At 68.9% G+C, this 16,492-nt stretch carries 18 protein-coding genes and 1 tRNA gene; 11 read left to right on the top strand and 8 right to left on the bottom strand.

The annotated features are described in order from the left end of the window. The first annotated feature begins 84 nt into the window (after window positions 1-84). Both Q1B08_RS04285 and Q1B08_RS04280 read left to right on the top strand, forming a co-directional pair. Entirely contained in the window at window positions 85-774 is a 690-nt protein-coding gene (locus tag Q1B08_RS04285) for a DUF1194 domain-containing protein (protein WP_299816336.1), read from the top strand. A 40-nt stretch (window positions 775-814) separates the two neighbouring features. Next, window positions 815-1,477, top strand: coding sequence for a hypothetical protein (locus Q1B08_RS04280; RefSeq protein WP_299815275.1), 663 nt, complete (start codon window positions 815-817; stop codon window positions 1,475-1,477). 69 nt (window positions 1,478-1,546) lie between these two features. On the opposite strand, the gene Q1B08_RS04275 is transcribed toward Q1B08_RS04280, so the two are convergent. Both Q1B08_RS04275 and Q1B08_RS04270 read right to left on the bottom strand, forming a co-directional pair. Then, entirely contained in the window at window positions 1,547-3,361 is a 1,815-nt protein-coding gene (locus Q1B08_RS04275; protein ID WP_299815272.1) for an ATP-binding cassette domain-containing protein, read from the bottom strand. A 36-nt stretch (window positions 3,362-3,397) separates the two neighbouring features. After that, complete coding sequence (locus Q1B08_RS04270) at window positions 3,398-4,066, bottom strand: GNAT family N-acyltransferase (protein ID WP_299815269.1); 669 nt, start codon at window positions 4,064-4,066, stop codon at window positions 3,398-3,400. A gap of 89 nt (window positions 4,067-4,155) precedes the next feature. Between Q1B08_RS04270 and msrB the strand changes: the two genes are divergently transcribed. Further along, window positions 4,156-4,557, top strand: coding sequence for a peptide-methionine (R)-S-oxide reductase MsrB (gene msrB, locus Q1B08_RS04265; RefSeq protein ID WP_299815266.1), 402 nt, complete (start codon window positions 4,156-4,158; stop codon window positions 4,555-4,557). Window positions 4,558-4,809: 252 nt separating this feature from the next. Here msrB and Q1B08_RS04260 read toward each other — a convergent pair whose 3' ends face one another. Both Q1B08_RS04260 and Q1B08_RS04255 read right to left on the bottom strand, forming a co-directional pair. Next, window positions 4,810-4,983 carry a hypothetical protein gene (locus Q1B08_RS04260; protein ID WP_299815263.1) on the bottom strand — a complete coding sequence of 58 codons (174 nt, stop codon included), beginning with the start codon at window positions 4,981-4,983 and terminating at the stop codon, window positions 4,810-4,812. Then, complete coding sequence (locus tag Q1B08_RS04255; RefSeq protein WP_299815261.1) at window positions 4,983-5,438, bottom strand: outer membrane protein assembly factor BamE; 456 nt, start codon at window positions 5,436-5,438, stop codon at window positions 4,983-4,985. The genes Q1B08_RS04260 and Q1B08_RS04255 overlap by 1 nt, the downstream gene beginning before the upstream one ends. 138 nt (window positions 5,439-5,576) lie before the next feature. Here Q1B08_RS04255 and Q1B08_RS04250 point away from each other — a divergent pair, with 138 nt between their 5' ends. Continuing rightward, window positions 5,577-6,119 (top strand): DUF177 domain-containing protein, encoded by a 543-nt coding sequence (locus Q1B08_RS04250; protein WP_299816334.1) that lies wholly within the window; start codon window positions 5,577-5,579, stop codon window positions 6,117-6,119. 12 nt (window positions 6,120-6,131) lie between these two features. Here Q1B08_RS04250 and Q1B08_RS04245 read toward each other — a convergent pair whose 3' ends face one another. Further along, the gene (locus Q1B08_RS04245; protein ID WP_299815258.1) at window positions 6,132-6,275 is read right to left on the bottom strand and encodes a hypothetical protein; all 144 of its coding nucleotides are present in this window, start codon (window positions 6,273-6,275) and stop codon (window positions 6,132-6,134) included. A gap of 288 nt (window positions 6,276-6,563) precedes the next feature. Here Q1B08_RS04245 and rpmF point away from each other — a divergent pair, with 288 nt between their 5' ends. The 7 genes from rpmF to Q1B08_RS04210 all read left to right on the top strand — a co-directional run bounded on the left by rpmF (window position 6,564) and on the right by Q1B08_RS04210 (window position 11,671). Continuing rightward, window positions 6,564-6,767: a 50S ribosomal protein L32 gene (gene rpmF, locus Q1B08_RS04240; RefSeq protein WP_299815255.1), complete on the top strand. Its 204-nt coding sequence runs from the start codon at window positions 6,564-6,566 to the stop codon at window positions 6,765-6,767. A gap of 39 nt (window positions 6,768-6,806) precedes the next feature. Further along, window positions 6,807-7,880 carry a phosphate acyltransferase PlsX gene (gene plsX, locus Q1B08_RS04235; protein WP_299815252.1) on the top strand — a complete coding sequence of 358 codons (1,074 nt, stop codon included), beginning with the start codon at window positions 6,807-6,809 and terminating at the stop codon, window positions 7,878-7,880. Then, window positions 7,877-8,848, top strand: coding sequence for a beta-ketoacyl-ACP synthase III (locus Q1B08_RS04230; protein ID WP_299815248.1), 972 nt, complete (start codon window positions 7,877-7,879; stop codon window positions 8,846-8,848). The genes plsX and Q1B08_RS04230 overlap by 4 nt, the downstream gene beginning before the upstream one ends. A gap of 127 nt (window positions 8,849-8,975) precedes the next feature. Continuing rightward, on the top strand, window positions 8,976-9,287 hold the full coding sequence (gene ihfA / locus Q1B08_RS04225) for an integration host factor subunit alpha (RefSeq protein ID WP_299815245.1): 312 nt from the start codon (window positions 8,976-8,978) through the stop codon (window positions 9,285-9,287). A 2-nt stretch (window positions 9,288-9,289) separates the two neighbouring features. Then, window positions 9,290-10,414, top strand: a complete 1,125-nt coding sequence (locus tag Q1B08_RS04220) for a MerR family transcriptional regulator (protein ID WP_299815235.1) — start codon at window positions 9,290-9,292, stop codon at window positions 10,412-10,414. A 47-nt stretch (window positions 10,415-10,461) separates the two neighbouring features. Then, window positions 10,462-10,538 (top strand) — tRNA-Pro (locus tag Q1B08_RS04215). A gap of 53 nt (window positions 10,539-10,591) precedes the next feature. Then, entirely contained in the window at window positions 10,592-11,671 is a 1,080-nt protein-coding gene (locus tag Q1B08_RS04210) for a 2'-deoxycytidine 5'-triphosphate deaminase (protein WP_299815232.1), read from the top strand. 142 nt (window positions 11,672-11,813) lie between these two features. Here the strand turns inward: Q1B08_RS04210 and Q1B08_RS04205 are convergent, their stop codons facing one another. The 3 genes from Q1B08_RS04205 to Q1B08_RS04195 form a co-directional block, all read right to left on the bottom strand. Next, window positions 11,814-13,169 carry a mechanosensitive ion channel domain-containing protein gene (locus Q1B08_RS04205; protein WP_299815229.1) on the bottom strand — a complete coding sequence of 452 codons (1,356 nt, stop codon included), beginning with the start codon at window positions 13,167-13,169 and terminating at the stop codon, window positions 11,814-11,816. Between the two features lie 3 nt (window positions 13,170-13,172). After that, window positions 13,173-14,663, bottom strand: coding sequence for a phosphomannomutase/phosphoglucomutase (locus Q1B08_RS04200; RefSeq protein WP_299815226.1), 1,491 nt, complete (start codon window positions 14,661-14,663; stop codon window positions 13,173-13,175). Window positions 14,664-14,993: 330 nt separating this feature from the next. After that, window positions 14,994-16,445: a capsule biosynthesis protein gene (locus Q1B08_RS04195; protein WP_299815223.1), complete on the bottom strand. Its 1,452-nt coding sequence runs from the start codon at window positions 16,443-16,445 to the stop codon at window positions 14,994-14,996. Window positions 16,446-16,492: the final 47 nt, after the last annotated feature.

Genomic DNA, 16,492 nt, shown 5'->3' with positions numbered 1-16,492 from the left:
ACCCCGCCAGCCGAAGGGTCCCCAGTGCGCCGTGTCCTCAATGCCAACAGCTCGCCCGGAGCCGCGATCCACTCGCTGAAAACGATCCACTGGATCGTTTTCCTGGCGCTCGCGACCCCAGCCGCCGCGCAGGACACCGATCTCGAACTCGTCCTCCTCGCCGACGCCTCGGGCTCGATCTCGTCCACGGAGATCGCCTTCCAGCGGCGGGGCTACGCCGAGGCCATGCGGGACGCGGACGTGCTCGCCGCCATCGCCGACACCGCCTACGGCTCCATCGCCGTCACCTACGTGGAATGGGCCGAGACGCAGGACGTGGTCGTGGACTGGATGGAGATCGCCACCGCCGAGGACGCCGCCCGCTTCGCCGCGGCCCTCGACGGCCCGCCCCGCCGCGCGGTCGGGCGCAACGCCATCGGCGCGGCGCTGCTCAAGGGCCTCGACCTGATCGAGACGAACCGGATCGACGGCTGGCGCCGGGTCATCGACTTCTCGGGCGATTCCCCGCGCAACTTCTCCGGCCCCGCGATCGAGGCCGCCCGGCGGGAGGTGCTGGCCGCCGGCGTCACCATCAACGCGCTCGCCGTCATCTCGGAGCGCGGCCGGGGCGGCGGCGACACCCTCGCCCAGACCTACGGCGAGATCATCATCGGCGGCCCCGGCGCCTTCGTGGTCGCCGCCGAGACCCGCGCCGCCTTCGCCGAGGCCGTGAAGCGCAAGCTCATCCTCGAGATCGCCGGCACGCCCCCGCCCCGCGAGGTGGCGCGGAACTGAACTCTGGCGCGCGCCGGCCATCCCGCTAGGCTCCGGCCGCATGCGCGCCCTCCTCCTCCTCCTCGCCCTCACGGCCTGCACGCGGGGCGTGACGCCCGCGGAGACCGCGCTCGTGGCCCCCCTCCTCCCGGATCTGCGAACCGGGGACGTGCGGATCACCCGCAGCCCGGTCGTCGGCCTGTTCCCGATCGCCTACGACGCCCGCCCCCGCATCGCCTGCCGCGAGAGGATCGCGCCGCCGGTGGAGGGCCGCGTCGTCGCCAGCACCGCCGGCATCGTCCTCTTCGAACGCCTCTGGACCGCGCCGCGCTGGAGCCTGCCGGACTACGCCGCGCCCGTGGGCGACCATCTCGACCTCGCCACGGCGATGTTCTTCGTCCACGAGATGACCCATGTCTGGCAGTGGCAGCATCGCGACCGCACCGGCTACCATCCCGCCCGCGCCTTCTTCGAGCAGATCGAGATCGACGATCCCTACCTGTTCGACACCGAGGCGCCGACGCCCTTCCTCGACCGCGGCTACGAGGAACAGGCGAGCCTCGTGGAGGAATATCTCTGCTGCGCCACGCTCGATCCGCAGGGCGCGCGCACCGGACGCCTCCACGCGCTCCTGTCGGAGGCCCTGCCCGTCGCGCCGCCACGTGCCTTTCCGCGGCCCGTCCTCGTCCCGTGGGCCGGGGATCTCGACGGTATCTGCGCATGATCGCAAGGGCGGCGTTGCGACCCTATAGTGCCACAGCCGTAACACAGCCGTAACACAGCGATAACACGGTCAGGAGGCGGCTTCGGCCCGCTCCTCCAGCGTCAGCCACTCCTCCTCCGCGGCGGCGAGCTTTCCTTGCCGGTCGGTCAGGGCGTCGGTGGCCTTGCGGAACTTCACCGGCTCACGCGAATAAAGCTCCGGGTCGGAGAGCAACGCTTCCAGCTTCCCGATCTCCGCCTCCAACCGACTGATCTTGTTCGGCAACTCCTCCAGCCGGTGCCGCTCGGTATAGCTCAGCCCCTCCGCCTTCGGCGCCTCGGATCTCGGCTTCGCGACGGATTTCGCCGCCGGAATCCCCGCCAGCGATTCCCCCCGCTCCGGCCGTTGCGCCACATAATCCGACCACCCGCCCGGATAAACCTGCGCCCGCCCCCCGCCTTCCATCGCCACCGTCTGCGTCGCGACCAGATCCAGGAAGTCCCGGTCGTGACTCACGACGAGCACCGTCCCGTCGTACTCCCCGATAACGTCTTGCAAAAGATCGAGAGTTTCCACGTCGAGGTCGTTCGTCGGCTCGTCCAGCACGAGCAGATTCGACGGCAGCGCCATGATCCGCGCGAGCAGCAGCCGCGCCTTCTCGCCGCCCGAGAGCGATTTCACCGGGGCCTTGAACTGCTTGTCGTCGAACAGGAAATCCTTGAGATAGCCCGCGACGTGCCGCGGCGTGCCGCGCACCATCACCTGATCGGACGCCCCCGACACGCCGAGCAGCGGATCGAGCGTGAGCGAATCCCACAGGCTCGCCTCAGGGTCGAGCTTCGCGCGGGCCTGATCGAACACCGCGACCTCGAGATTGGTGCCGAGCCTTACCGTTCCGGCATCGGGCTCGACTTCGCCCAACAGCATCTTCAGGAGCGTCGTCTTGCCCACCCCGTTCGGACCGACGAAGGCGACGCGATCGCCGCGCATCACCCGCAGGTCGAAATCGCGGACGATGGCCCGGTCGCCGAAATCCTTGGACAGCCCCGTCGCCTCGATCACCCGCTTGCCGCTCGACTGCCCCGCGTCGAGTTCCAGCGCGGCGGTGCCGGCGCGGCGCACCTGCCCGGCCCGCTCGGCACGCAAGTCGGCCAGCGCGCGGACGCGGCCCTGGTTGCGCTTTCTGCGGGCGCTGATTCCCTCCACGGCCCAACGCGCCTCCGCCTTGATCTTGCGGTCGAGCTTGTGACGCGCCTGGTCCTCTTCCTCCCAGACCTTGTCGCGCCAGGCCTCGAAGGCGTCGAATCCCTTTTCCTGCCGCCGCACCGCGCCCCGGTCGATCCAGAGCGTCGCCCGCGTCAGCGCGCGCAGGAACGCCCGATCATGGGAAATCAGGACATAGGCCGCGCGCGTCGACTTCAGCTCCGCCTCCAGCCATGCGATGGCGTCGATGTCGAGATGGTTGGTCGGCTCGTCGAGCAGCATCAGCTCCGGGGCCTCCGCAAGCAGCTTGGCCAGTGCCGCGCGCCGCCGCTCCCCGCCGGAAGCCGCCTCCGGCGCCGCGTCGAGCCGGAGCTTCAGCCCCTCCGCGGCCGCCTCCACCCGCCAGGCCTCCGCCGCGTCGAGCCCGGAGGCCGCGTATTCACCCAGCGTCGCGAAGCCCGCGAGGCTCGGCTCCTGCTCCATGTAGCCGACGGCCGTGCCGGGCGAGAGCGTGCGCAGGCCGCGATCCGCCTCGACCAGCCCGGCCATGACCTTCATCAGCGTCGATTTGCCGGATCCGTTCCGGCCCACCAGCGCCACCCGGTCCCCCGGCTGCACGACCAGCGACAGGTCGGCGAAGACGGGGGCGCCGCCGAAGGTGAGGGAAATATCGGAAAGCTGGAGAAGGGGTGCGCGCGCCATGTCGCGCGGGCTATCCGCCGGACCCGGTGCCGTCAATCAGGCGGCGAGCAGCTTCGCCAGCCGCCGCGCCCGGTTCAGGGGGATCGCTGCGACCGGGAGCGCGGCGTGAACGTGGAGCGTGCCCAGATCTCGGTCGATCACGGCGTGGTCCGAGATCGAGGCCCCGAGGGCGAGCCACATCCGCAGGAGCGGCGGCATGGGGCCGGCGAGCGCGGCGAGCGGCATCGTCTCCGCCGCGCGCCGGCGGGACCGCCACGCCTCCGGCGCGACGCGGTCGGCGATCGCGACCGGACCGTTGCCCCGGAGGGGGAAGGACGCGCAGCCATGGAGCGCCGTGGCCCCCTCGGCCGTGACCGCCCGCGCCATGGTCGCGAGCATCAGGCGCGGAATCCGCGGATCCTCGTGGCCCGGCGCGATGCAGAACCGGCCGACCTCGATGGCGACGGGAAAGGCGCAGGCGAAGGCCCCGAGGTCGTAGCGGGTGCCCGCATAGCCCCCGATGGCAGCACCGTTCCGCTGCACGGCGAGCCGGGCGTAGCCGCACAACGTGCCCGCCTCCTCGACGAGCAGGTGCCGAGCGTCGCTGTCGTGCCGGTCCCGGTCGCAGGCGCCGTTCCGGAACAGGCGGGCGCGAAGCGCAAGGCCGGCTCCGGCCCTGTCCACCGGCACGATCCGTGCCCGCAGCCCGCCCGCCGTCACGTCCATGCCCCGTCCCTCCCCTTGGCCTCGACGGCTCCGCCCCTATCTCAAGCCTCGCACCGCGTTCCGGCGGTGTCCACGAGAAGGAGCGTGTCATGGAAAAGGTCGAGAAGTCCGATGCGGAGTGGAAGGAACAGCTCGGCCCGGACGCCTACAAGGTGCTCCGCAAGCACGGCACCGAACGGGCCGGCACGCACGAGGACTTTCCGAAGGGGCCGGGCACCTATGTTTGCAAGGGCTGCGGCAATCCGCTTTTCGATCAGGCGACCAAGTTCGACAGCGGCACCGGATGGCCCAGCTTCTACCAGCCCGTCGACGGCTTGGACGGTGAGAAGGTCGGCGAAAGCGTCGACAATTCGTGGTTCATGAAGCGCACGGAGGTGCATTGCGCGCGCTGCGACGGTCATTTGGGCCACGTCTTTCCCGACGGGCCGCAGCCGACCGGCCTGCGCTACTGCATCAACGGGGTCGCGCTGGACTTCGACGGCGTCGACTAGCGCTTCACGCCGCCCCGGAGCTCTCGATGGCAGGGGCTTTCACCGCTGACCCGTAATTGGGACGAGCCGTTTTCCCAATCGCACGTAGCCGGTCACATCGTGCGCCAGCCGCTCCCCGACGACGAGGCGTCGCGGGAAGGGAGGCGGCGTCGGCATCTTCGTGGGAATGGGCCGATTCCCCGACGCGCAACGCACCTGTTCCGTCTGGAACATAGACGTATTCGTCCTCGAACCGATGGACGTGGCGCTCTGTCAAAAGGTCGTCCGGCGCAATCTCGACGAGATGAGGCCGATTCCGGTCGGCGTGGCGGCGTCGCCGGGCGACGTGTTCACCCGGCGCGCACGGGCATCGGTCAAATGCGTCCTGGCGGGCCTGTCCGTCGCCGCCATCCCGGCCACGGAAAGGCGGCCCGACACCCCGGCCATCAGATGCTGTCCGCGAGTGTCTCACCCACGTTGATGCGTCCGAAATTGCGGAAGATTTGCTGGATCAGGCCGAAGTCGCGGATCGAACTCGCGGTGACGCGGCGCGAGAGCGGGACCACGCGCCCGCGCTCCAGGCCGAAGCGTTCGATATTCGCGAGCGTGCCGTTCGGAGCGAAGGACAGGGCCACCAACTGCCGGTCGATCGTGCGTCGCGGGAAGGCGCCGTAGTGCCGCACCCGGCTCTGTACGTAGTACCAGGCATCGGACCGTTCCACCCCGCTGGTCGCGGGACGTCCGACAGCGGCCTCCACCGTTTCGCGGCTGTCGACGCCGATATCGAGCGCCGCCAGCGCCTCGGGCTCGGGCACGTAGCCGTGGTTGCGGTAGGTGGCGGCACAGGCGGCCAGTCCGAAACAGAGCACGGCGACCAGCAACCGTTTCGCAATCGTCGTCATCGCCTGTCCCTTGCTGCGAACGGGCCCCCGTTGCGCGGGCGGTCCCTTTCGCCTTATGGCTTAGCCGGCCATGTCTGCGCCATCAAGGCCGGGGGGTGCTTCCTCGGACCGCGACCCGAACCGAAGAGCCCGATCGTGATGAAACCCGTCCTGTCCCATCTCCTCCGCCCCGCGGACCTGTCGCGACGGAAGGCCACGCATGTGCGCCTCGTGCCGGATGCCGGCCAGCTGGAGGCGCTTGCCGACAGGCTCGGCGTCGATGCACTCCGCAAGGTCCGTCTGGAGGGAGAGCTCCGGCCCGGACCGGGACAGGACTGGGTTCTGGACGCCGCGCTCGGCGCGACCGTGGTGCAGCCCTGCCGGGTCACGACCGATTCGGTCACGACGCGGATCGAGGAGCCGCTCCGGCGGCGGTACTCGCCGGATTACGAGGTGCCGGCCGGCGACGAGGCGGAGATGCCGGAAGACGACAGCCTCGAGCCCCTGCCGGCGATCATCGATATGGGCGAGGTGCTGGAGGAGGCGCTCGCGCTCTCCATCCCGGCCTTTCCGCGCGCATCCTCGGCGGAAGGCCTCGACCTGTCGGCGACGCCGCCCGGCGCGAAGCCGATTGAGGACGACAAGATCAGGCCGTTCGCCGCACTCGCCGCGCTGAAGGACAGGCTGCAAGGGAAGGAGTGACCGGGCGCGGGCCTACCTCGCCTCCGCCATCATCGCCCGCACCTCGGCGAGCCGGTCCGGCGAAAGGTGATGGTTCGGCGTCGCCTGCGCGTGGACGACAGCGGTCGCGGCGGCGACGAAAAGGACGCCGCCCGCGACGAGGGTTTTGAGGCACATGGCAATTGTTCCTTGATGCGTGAACCGTTCGGGACGCCTCAGATAGCCCCGAACGCCTGCACCGTCCTGTGCACCACCGCAGACCAATGCCTGCATCATGCTCCTGTCATGCAAAGGACGCACATGGCTTGCCCCCGATCCGGAACTCTGTAACAGACGCCTTCCCGCCGCTTTCGGCGGTTGGAAAATTGCTGGACCCTCGGGCGGAATGCCACTAGGGACCACCGAAATCTGAATGACACCGGGCCGCCCGTCGATGCGGTCCCCGAGAGACTCCGAGGTTGCTCCATGGCCGTCCCGCAGAACAAGGTCACCCCGTCGCGGCGCAACAACCGCCGTTCGCACGATTCCCTGAAGCCGGGCAATCCGGCCGAATGCCCCAATTGCGGCGAGCTGAAGCGCCCACATCACGTCTGCGGCGCCTGCGGCCACTACGCCGACCGCGAAGTGATCGCGGCCGACAGTGTCGATCTGGACGACGACGCTGCCTGATCCTGACGATCCGGCACGCGACGACGAAGGGGGACCGTCATGTCCGATGAGGTTCCGGCTCCCGGCGCCGACGCATCGGGCGTGCTGTCCATCGACGCGATGGGCGGGGATCACGGGCCCGAAGCCGTCGTCGCCGGGCTGGCACGTGCGGTGAAAACCCATCCGGCCATCCGCTTCATCGTTCATGGCGACAAGCCCATGCTCGACGCGCTGATCGCGCGGCGGCGTGGCCTGTCCGATCACTGCACGACCCGCCACGCGGCCGACGTCGTCGCGATGAGCGACAAGCCCAGTCAGGTGATGCGCACGGGTCAGTCCACCTCGATGTGGTCCGCCGTGGAAGCCGTCCGTTCGGGCGAGGCGACCGTATGCGTGAGCTGCGGCAATACCGGCGCGCTCATGGCCGTCAGCATGGTCCGTCTCCGCAAGCTGCCGGGCATCAACCGCCCGGCGATCGCGATTCTCTGGCCTTCGCACAACCCGTCGGGCTTCAACGTCATGCTCGATGTCGGCGCCGATATTCGCGCCGACGCGGAAGACCTCGTGCAATACGCGTTGATGGGCATGTCCTATGCGCGCAACGGCCTCGGACTCGAGCGTCCGCGAGTCGGCCTGCTCAATGTCGGCACGGAGGAGCACAAGGGCCGGACCGAACTCAAGGACGCGCATGACCGGATCGAGCAGGCGGCCGTCAGAGCCGGGTTCGACTATGTCGGATTCGTCGAGGGCGGCGACATTCCGGGCGACCGCGTCGACGTCATCGTAACCGACGGCTTCACCGGCAACGTCGCGCTCAAGACCGGCGAAGGCACGGCCCGCTTCGTGCGCGACATGCTGGGCGAGACGCTCCGCGCCACCGCAATGTCCCGCGTCGCCGCCTTTCTTGCGATGACCTCGCTCAAGCGTCTGGCGCACCGCATCGACCCGCGCCGGGTCAACGGCGGCGTGTTCCTCGGGCTGAACGGCACCGTCGTGAAGTCGCATGGCGCCGCCGACGAGACCGGAGTGGCCGCTGCGATCGGGCTCGGCTGGGAATTGTCGAAGTCCAATTTCAACGAGCGCATCAAGGCGCGCGTGACGGGCGTCGCGATGACGGCCGAGGCGCAGGGATGATCCGCTCCGTCATCCGGGGCGTCGGCCACTACCTGCCCGACCGCGTCGTTCCGAACGAGTGGTTCGAGAGCTTTCTCGACACGTCCGACGAATGGATCGTCTCGCGCAGCGGCATCGAGCGGCGCCATTTCGCGGCGGAGGGGCAGCCGACCTCCGACCTCGCGATCCGGGCGGCCCGCGCGGCGCTCGGGAATGCGGGGATCGAGGCCGATGCGATCGACGCTGTGATCGTCGCGACCTCCACCCCGGACCTGACCTTTCCCGCCACCGCGACGATCGTGCAGGCCGGCCTCGGCATGACGTGCGGCTTCGCCTTCGACGTGCAGGCCGTCTGCGCGGGGTTCATCTACGCCCTGGCCAACGCGGATTCGCTAATCAAGTCGGGTCAGGCCGAACGGGTCCTCGTGATCGGCGCGGAAACCTTCAGCCGGATCATGAACTGGGAGGACCGCAGCACCTGCGTCCTGTTCGGCGACGGCGCCGGGGCGGTCGTGATCGAGCGGGCGGAGGGCGACGGCTCCAACGCGGATCGCGGCATCCTCGCCACCGATCTGCACAGCGACGGCCGCTACCGCGAGATCCTGCAGGTCTCGGGCGGCGTGTCCGCGTCCCGGACGACGGGCCACCTCATGATGGCCGGCAAGGAGGTGTTCCGCCACGCGGTGGAGAAGCTTGCCCAGACGACGACGGACGTGCTCGCCAAGGCGGGGCTGACGCCAGCGGAGATCGACCGGGTCGTGCCCCATCAGGCGAACATCCGCATCATTACCCGCACGGCGCAGAAGCTCGGCCTGCCGATGGAGAAGGTCGTGGTCACGGTGGCCGATCACGGCAACACGTCCGCCGCCTCGATCCCCCTCGCCCTGTCGGTCGCTGCCGCGCGCGGGGAGCTTCGCACCGGCGACCTGGTCGTGACCGAGGCCATCGGCGGCGGGCTCGCCTGGGGTGCGGTGGCGCTGCGCTGGTAGACCCGACCCGCGCGATTCCGTCGCGAATCCGCGTATGAAGTTCCTCCCGCAAGTTGCTGGCGTTGACTATCTTTATCGGCCGGGCCAGACTCGAACCGGCGAGTATTTCAGCGTGCGGGGGTATGGGATGACCAACAAGACATTGACGCGGATGGATTTGAGCGAGGCGGTGTTCCGCAACGTGGGGCTGAGCCGAAACGAAAGCAGCACGCTCGTCAGCTCCGTGCTCGAGAACATCTCGGACGCGCTGGCTTCGGGCGAGCAGGTGAAGATTTCGGGCTTCGGGACCTTCTCGACGCGCGACAAGAACGCCCGTGTCGGACGCAACCCCAAGACGGGGGAAGAGGCGCCGATCCCGCCCCGCCGTGTCCTGACGTTCCGGCCTTCGCACTTGATGAAGGATCGCGTTGTCGCCGGCAACGCATCGCGGAAGGGCTGAGATTGGCGCGGGCCCCCGAAAAATCCGAAGGCGCGTTCCGCACGATCCGCGAAGTGGCGGACTGGCTCGGCGTGCCGACGCATGTGCTGCGCTTCTGGGAATCCAAGTTCGCCCAGATCGAGCCGGTGAAGGGCGCCGGCGGACGCCGCTACTACCGGCCGGAGGACATGCGTCTTCTCGGCGGCATAAAGGTCCTGTTGCACGACGAGGGCCTGCCGATCCGCGGGGTCGTCCAGAAGATCGACGAGGAGGGGGTCGACGCCGTCATGGTCCGTTCGCCTTCGCTCGACCGGTCGGAATCGGTGCCGAAGCCGCGCCGCGTGATCCGCAGCGACGACATGGCGGAGGCATCGCGCGTCGTGTCGATCGATCGCGCGCGGGAGAACGCGGTGGGTGGCGGCCCGGGCCGCGAGGCCCCGCCCGAGCCCGAGCTGCCCGAGGATCTGCCTTTCCCGTCCGACCCGAGCCCGACGCAGCCGGACATGCCCGATGACGACGACACCGTGGTTCCGCCCCAGCCTGCCGACAGGCCCGTGCCCGAACCGAGCGACATGCCGGGGCAGCCCGATCCGCCGAAGACGCGGTCCGACGATTGGTCCGACCCCGCCGGCGCGAATTCGGCGGAATCCGCCGATCCGGAGACAGACGCTTTGGAACCCGGGGCGTTCCACGAACCGGAGGAACTTCCGGATTCGTCGTCCGAGAATGGCCTGCACGATCCCGAGGAGGTGGACATGGAAATGAACGACGCGCCGGCCTCCGACGACGACGAGTCTGCCGGGCCGATGCCCGAGCCCGAAGACGCATTCGCGGAGCCCGCGTTGGCCTTCACGATCCCGGAACCCCTCGAACCGGAAACGGCGGAGTCGGCAGCCGCGGAGGGGCCGCCCGAGCCGGGGCCGACGTTCGAAGAGCTGTTCCCCTCTGAACCCGCTTCCGAGGATGCGGATGTCGCGCCCGCCCCGGTGTTCGGAACGTCCCTGTTCGACACGCAGGCCGTTTCGGCCGGAACGCCGGCCATCCGTCTGACGCCCGTGAACCGCCGGGCGCTACGTCGCGTGGTTCGCAAGCTCCGAGGCCTGATCGAGGAAGTCGAAGCCGATCTGAACGAGGGGGCAGACGGCTGACCTTTCGGCTTGCGCACCGGTCCGAAAGCCGTAAGAAGGCCCGCAGTCGGGCTATGGCGCAGCCTGGTAGCGCGTCCGTCTGGGGGACGGAAGGTCGCAGGTTCGAGTCCTGCTAGCCCGACCAAATCGCAACGCCTCTCCCCTGCCGGGGCGAGGCGTTTCGCTTGAGGGGAGCCCATGACGGTGTCTCAATTCGCCCCCGGCGTCCTAGCCTCGCAACAGATCGAGCGCCTTTTCGACGGCGGCGTGATCACGGCCCCGCCCCGCGTGCCGGGCCAGGTACAGCCGGCCAGCCTCGACCTGCGCCTCGGTGCCCGCGCGTACCGGGTGCGTGCCTCCTTTCTGCCGGGCAAGGGGCGAAGCGTGGCGGACAGGCTTGACGAGTTCGGCATGCACGAGGTCGACCTCTCTGCCGGCGCGGTGCTGGAGAAGGGCTGTGTCTATCTCGTCCCGCTGCAGGAGCGTCTCGCCCTGCCCGGCGACCTCGCGGCGGTGGCCAACGCGAAATCCTCGACCGGTCGGCTGGACCTGCTGACCCGGACCGTCGCCGACGGCGGCACCGAGTTCGACCGGATCGCCCCGGGCTACGACGGCCCGCTTTATGCCGAGATCTGTCCGCGCAGCTTTTCCGTCCTCGTGCGGCCGGGCATGCGTCTGAACCAGATACGTTTCCGCGCGGGCGAGGCCTTGCTGGACGACACGGCGCTCCGGACGCTTCACCGCGCGATGCCGCTGACCGACGGCGATCCGGTCATCGACGACGGGCTGGGCTTTTCCGTGGATCTGTCGGCGGGCGAGGCGGCCATCGTGGGCTGGCGCGCGAAACCGCATACCGGACTGATCGACCTCGACCGAATCGGACATTACCGGCCCGCCGACTTCTGGGAGGCGGTCCGCACCGACCGACGGTGCATCGTCCTCGACCCCGGCGCGTTCTACATTCTCGTCTCGCGCGAGGCGGTGACGATTCCACCCGCCTATGCCGCCGAAATGGCCCCCTACCTCGCGATGGTGGGGGAGTTCCGCGTGCATTACGCGGGCTTCTTCGATCCCGGCTTCGGTCACGGGATGCCCGCGCGCGGCGTGCTCGAAGTGCGCTGCCATGAGGCGCCCTTTGTTCTGGAGGACGGACAAAGCGTGGGCCGCCTGGTCTACGAGGCGATGTCCGAGGTGCCGGAACAGCTCTACGGACAGGACATCGCGTCGAACTATCAGGGCCAGGGTTTGAAGCTGTCGAAGCACTTCGCCGCCCCTTAGGCGTCGTGCAACGCGCCGCCAGCGACCACGAGAAACAGGCAACGGGCGCCGTCCGGGTCGCGGATGAAGACCGTAAGGAACCGAGAACAGATTGTCCCGGTCCGGCACGGCGTCCTGCGCAGGCCTGCCCGGGACGTCCCGGTCATTCGGACGGCGCCGCACGGTCGAGCAGATCACCCTGCGGATCCTGACGCCGCTCGGCGCGGACCATGTCGGTGATCGTCGTGTCGGCGGCGACCGGCTCGGCCTTCGGAGCGGGCGGCTTCGCTCCGGGTTCGCCCTCGGTCGCGACGAGCGCGTCCGGACGGTTCGCCCGGTCCGGCATGTCGAGCACGGGCAGCCCCCCGCCCGGGATGCTCAGCCGGTAGCCCGGCTCCGGCAAGCCGATCCCGGCCCGTGTGAGGGCGCCCATCACCACCCGCAGCGCCTCGCCCCGGGCCGCGTTGAACGCCGTCGTCCGCTGGTCCAGCCAGCCGTAGAACTCCATCGTCACCGTGCTGTCCCCCGCCTCCGCCACCCAGACCTGCGGCGCGGGCTCGTCGAGCACGAAGTCGAGCGAGGCGAGCGTTTCCGCCCCGATGCGCTTCGCCGCCGCCAGATCGTCGTTCGGGTCGATGCCGAGCGCGAAGCCGAAGCGGCGCTCATGGTTGCGGGTGTAATTGACGATCCTGGCCTTGAAGACGACCGCGTTCGGCAGGCGGACGTGGTTGCCGTCCGAATCGAGAAGGATCGTCGCGCGGCTCGTCAACCGGATCACGGTGCCGAGCGAGCCTTCGATGTCGACCACGTCGTTCGGCTGGAACGGCTGGCGCAGCGAAAGCATGACGGAGGCGATGAAGTTCTCCACCGTGTCGCGGACCGCGAAGCCTACGGCGAGGCCGACGATCCCCGCGGCGCCCAGCAGCGTGGAGAGAAGCGCCGTTGCGTTCAGAATGTCGAGCGCCACGACCACGCCGATCACGACGAAGGCGAGGCGCAGGATGGTGCGGTAGATCTCCGCGATGAACGCGTTGGGCGCGAGCCGGGTCCAGGGTCGCTCCCAGCGGGCAAGCGCGAAGCCCGCCGCAGCCACGAGCCCGCCCGCGACGAGCGCGATGACGAGGAGCGGCAGGTAGCTTACGGCCTGCGCCAACCGCTCGCGGAACCGGTCGAGCACCGGGTCGATCCGGCGGCTCACGTCCGTGTCCTCCGCCACGTCGTTCTGGATCGCGACCACGCCGTCCACACGCGCCGCGATCTCGTCGAGGCGCGGCACCTGACCCGCGTCGAGGACCTCGCCCGAGAAGGTCACGATTCCCTGTCGGACCGCGACATCGACCGTCTCGAACCCGTCGAGTTCGCCGATGATCGCGCGGATGCGCGCGCCGATCGCCGCGTCGTCGCCCGCGTCCCGCTCGGTCGCGATCTCGTCGGTAGGCTGCGACTGCGCCGTCCCCTCCTCCTGTGCGAAGACGGGGGCGGCGAAGAGGATTAGGAAAGCGGCGAGCCAGGCGCGCATGCCTTAGAAGGTCTGGTCGTAATCGCCGACATTCGGCTCCTCGCGGATGATCGCGTCCAGATCCTCGAAGATCGCGCGCAGCTCCTCCTGCGACTCGGGGCTTTCGCAGACCACGACGAGGTTCGGCGTGTTCGACGACGCCCGCACGAGGCCCCAACCGCCGTTCTCAAGCATGACCCGGGCGCCGTTCACCGTGATGACGTCGACGATCTTGCGGCCGCCGAGCGATCCCTCGCCCTTCATCGGGACAAGCCGGTCGACGATCCGCTGAAGCGTGTCGTACTTCTCCTCGTCGGCGCAGAAGGGGCTGAGCGTGGGCGTGTTCCAGACCTTGGGGAGATCCTTGCGCAGGTCGCTCATCGACTTGTCGGGGTTGCGGTCGAGCAGCTTGCAGATCTCCACGGCGACCCGCATCCCGTCGTCGTAGCCGCGTCCCACCGGCTCCGCCAGAAAGAAGTGACCCGACTTCTCGAACCCGGCCAACGCGCCGATCTGATGAACGCGGCGCTTCATGTGGCTGTGGCCGGTCTTCCAGTAATCGGCCTTCGCGCCATTCGCCTGCAGCACCGGATCGGAGGCGAAGAGGCCGGTGGACTTCACGTCGGCCACGAAGGTCGCGTTCTCGTGCAGCGCGGACAGGTCGCGGGCCATGATGACGCCGGTGATGTCGGCGAAGATCTCCTCGCCCTCGTCGTCCACCACGCCGCAGCGATCCCCGTCCCCGTCGAAGCCGAGCGCGAGGTCGGCGCCGGACGCTTTCACCGAGGCCGACATGTCGTGCAGCATCTCCATCGCTTCGGGATTCGGGTTGTAGTTCGGGAACGTGTAATCGAGCCGGTTGTGGCTATCGACGACCTCGACCCCGATCCGCCGCAAGACCTCAGGCGCATAGGCCGCCGCGGTGCCGTTGCCGGTCGCACAGACGATCTTGAGCTTGCGCGACATCTGGAAGTCGCCGACGAGGTCGTCGAGATAGGCCTCCATCACGCCGTCGACGCGCTCCCACTTGCCCCCGTCGCGCGCCTCGCCCCGGCCGTCGAGCACGATGTCGCGCAGCTCCGCCATCTCCTCCGGCCCATGGGTGAGAGGTCGCTCGAAGCCCATCTTCACGCCGGTCCAGCCGTTCGGGTTGTGGCTTGCCGTGACCATCGCCACAGCGGGCGCGTCGAGGTGGAACTGCGAGAAATAGGCCATCGGCGTGATCGCCGGCCCGATATCCTGCACGTGGATACCGGCCTGCACGAGGCCCAGGATCAATGCGTTCTTGATGGCGAGGGAGTAGTCCCGGTAATCGTTGCCGACCGCGATCCGCGGTTCGATCCCGCGCATCTGCATCTGGGTCCCGAGGCCAAGGCCGAGCGCGGTGACGCCGGGCAGATTGATCCCCTCGGGATACTTCCAACGTGCGTCGTACTCGCGGAAGCCTGTCGGAGCGATCATCGGGTCGCGCAGGAATTCCCAGGTGTTCGGGGTGACGTCGGCAATCGGCTTCATGAAAGGTCCTCGGGGTGAATGACGTGTCGAATCCCAACTAGCTTTCACACGGCGCTTTGCAAAGCGCGACGACGGCGGAGGGCGCGGGCGGCATGCACTGACTCAGGGAAATGGTTGAGCTTGGGGGCGAAGCCGATGGCTCACCCTCCCGGGCGCGTGCGGGGGGCTCCGGTCCGTCGTCGAGGCTCCGCCTGTTGGAAATCGAGCGCACCTGACGCGTTTCCGGGAAGCCTTCTTCCCCTCCGGGCGCGCTTCCCTGCGGGCCGGGCGAACTCGCGTTCGTCCCGTTCGGCGCGAGGACCGTCCACAGGACGCCCCTCCGGGCGCGCCTCACCCCGAAACCTGCTCGCGGAGAATGGCGGCGGTGAGGGAGACCATGAGGTAGATGCCCGAGAAGACGAGAAAGGCGAGGATCGTGTTCTCGAAGGCGCGCGGATAGGTCGGCTCGTCGGGCGCAAGGGGCGGCACCGGGGTGGAAAGGTACCGCACCTGACGGTTCGCCTGTATCCGCGCCGTTTCGAGCTGCTGCGCGGATTGCTGCAGCATCAGCTGGCGCGTGACGAGGTCCTGCTGCGCGACCTGCAGCTCCGCCGTGGCACGCGCCAGGTTCGCATTCCCGGTGCTGGCCGAAGCCAGTTCCCCGCGCAGCGCCCCGATCTCCCGCTGGAGCCGCGCGATGTTCGCCTCCACGACCGCCACCCGCGTCGGGTTCGGCCGGTCGTTCTGGCGCAGGCGGTCGAGGCGCATCCGCTCTCCGCGCAGCTCGGTCTCAAGCGCGCCGATCTGGGCATAGCTGTTGGAAACCTCCGCATCCGCCGAAACCACGCCCAATCGCTCCTGAAGCGCGACGATTCTCTGCTGGCTTTCGCGCATGCGGCTGTCGGCATTGGTGTAGCTCGCCTCGGCTCCCTCCATCTGATCGCGGCGCAAGCGGGCGGTCAGCTGGTCCACCCATTCCTCTGCATATCCGATCAGGGCCTCCGTGAAGGCCAACGAGACCTTCGGGTTCGCGGCGACCACCTCCATCTTGATGATGCCTTCCGTGGGATCGAAGCCGATCTTCACCTTGCGCTTGTAAAGCCGGTACGCGTCCTCCTGCGTGCCGTCGGGTTCGAGCCGCTGAAGCGGATCGATCTGCTCTCCGGCGAAATGGCCCTGGAAATCGAGGTCCTCGTCGAGCCGCTGCAGCGCGGCGCGGGACAACAGATAGGCCTGCACGTTGGTGCTGTCCTCGTCCATCGCGAGCCCGGTGCCGGAGAACAGCCCGCCGAGCCCGCTGATGCCGCCCTCCGCCGGGCTGGCCTGCTGGATGATGAGCTGGGATTCGGTGGCGTACATCGGCGTGGCGATACGGAAGTAGTAGATGCCCGCCAGCAATGTCGGCAGCCCGACGAAGAACAGCAGCCGCGTCACAAGCAGTGCCAACCGCCGGCGTCGCCGCCGCGCGATGTCGCGCTGGATACGGATGATTTCGCCTGCCCGCTGGTCGTCCGTCGAGACCGGAAGCATCGGCTGCGCGGGCGGGGGGGCATCGCGGTGCAAGGCGGGCAAGTTCCGGGCGTCCTCGACGCCCTTTCCCGGCACGAGTTGCAGCATGTTCGCGCGTTCGAACGGGTCGATGCCGCGTTTCCGCAAGGCTTCGACCGCCTCCTGATCCGTCGACGCCTTGATCCCATGCCGAAGCGCGATGCGGCGGGCCATGCGAAGCTGCCGTCCCGTCGGCTGGTCCGCAGGCGCGGATTCGGGATCCGTCTTCGCCGGTATCGCTATCTTCAATGGCATGGGCACGTCCATCTCGTCCTGGGCGGCCGCGACGGGCCCCTGCGGCA

The organism is uncultured Jannaschia sp. (genome assembly GCF_947494025.1).
Lineage (GTDB): Bacteria > Pseudomonadota > Alphaproteobacteria > Rhodobacterales > Rhodobacteraceae > Jannaschia.
The sequence above is the reverse complement of the archived record's forward strand: the minus strand, read 5'-3'. Positions and strand labels throughout refer to the sequence as shown.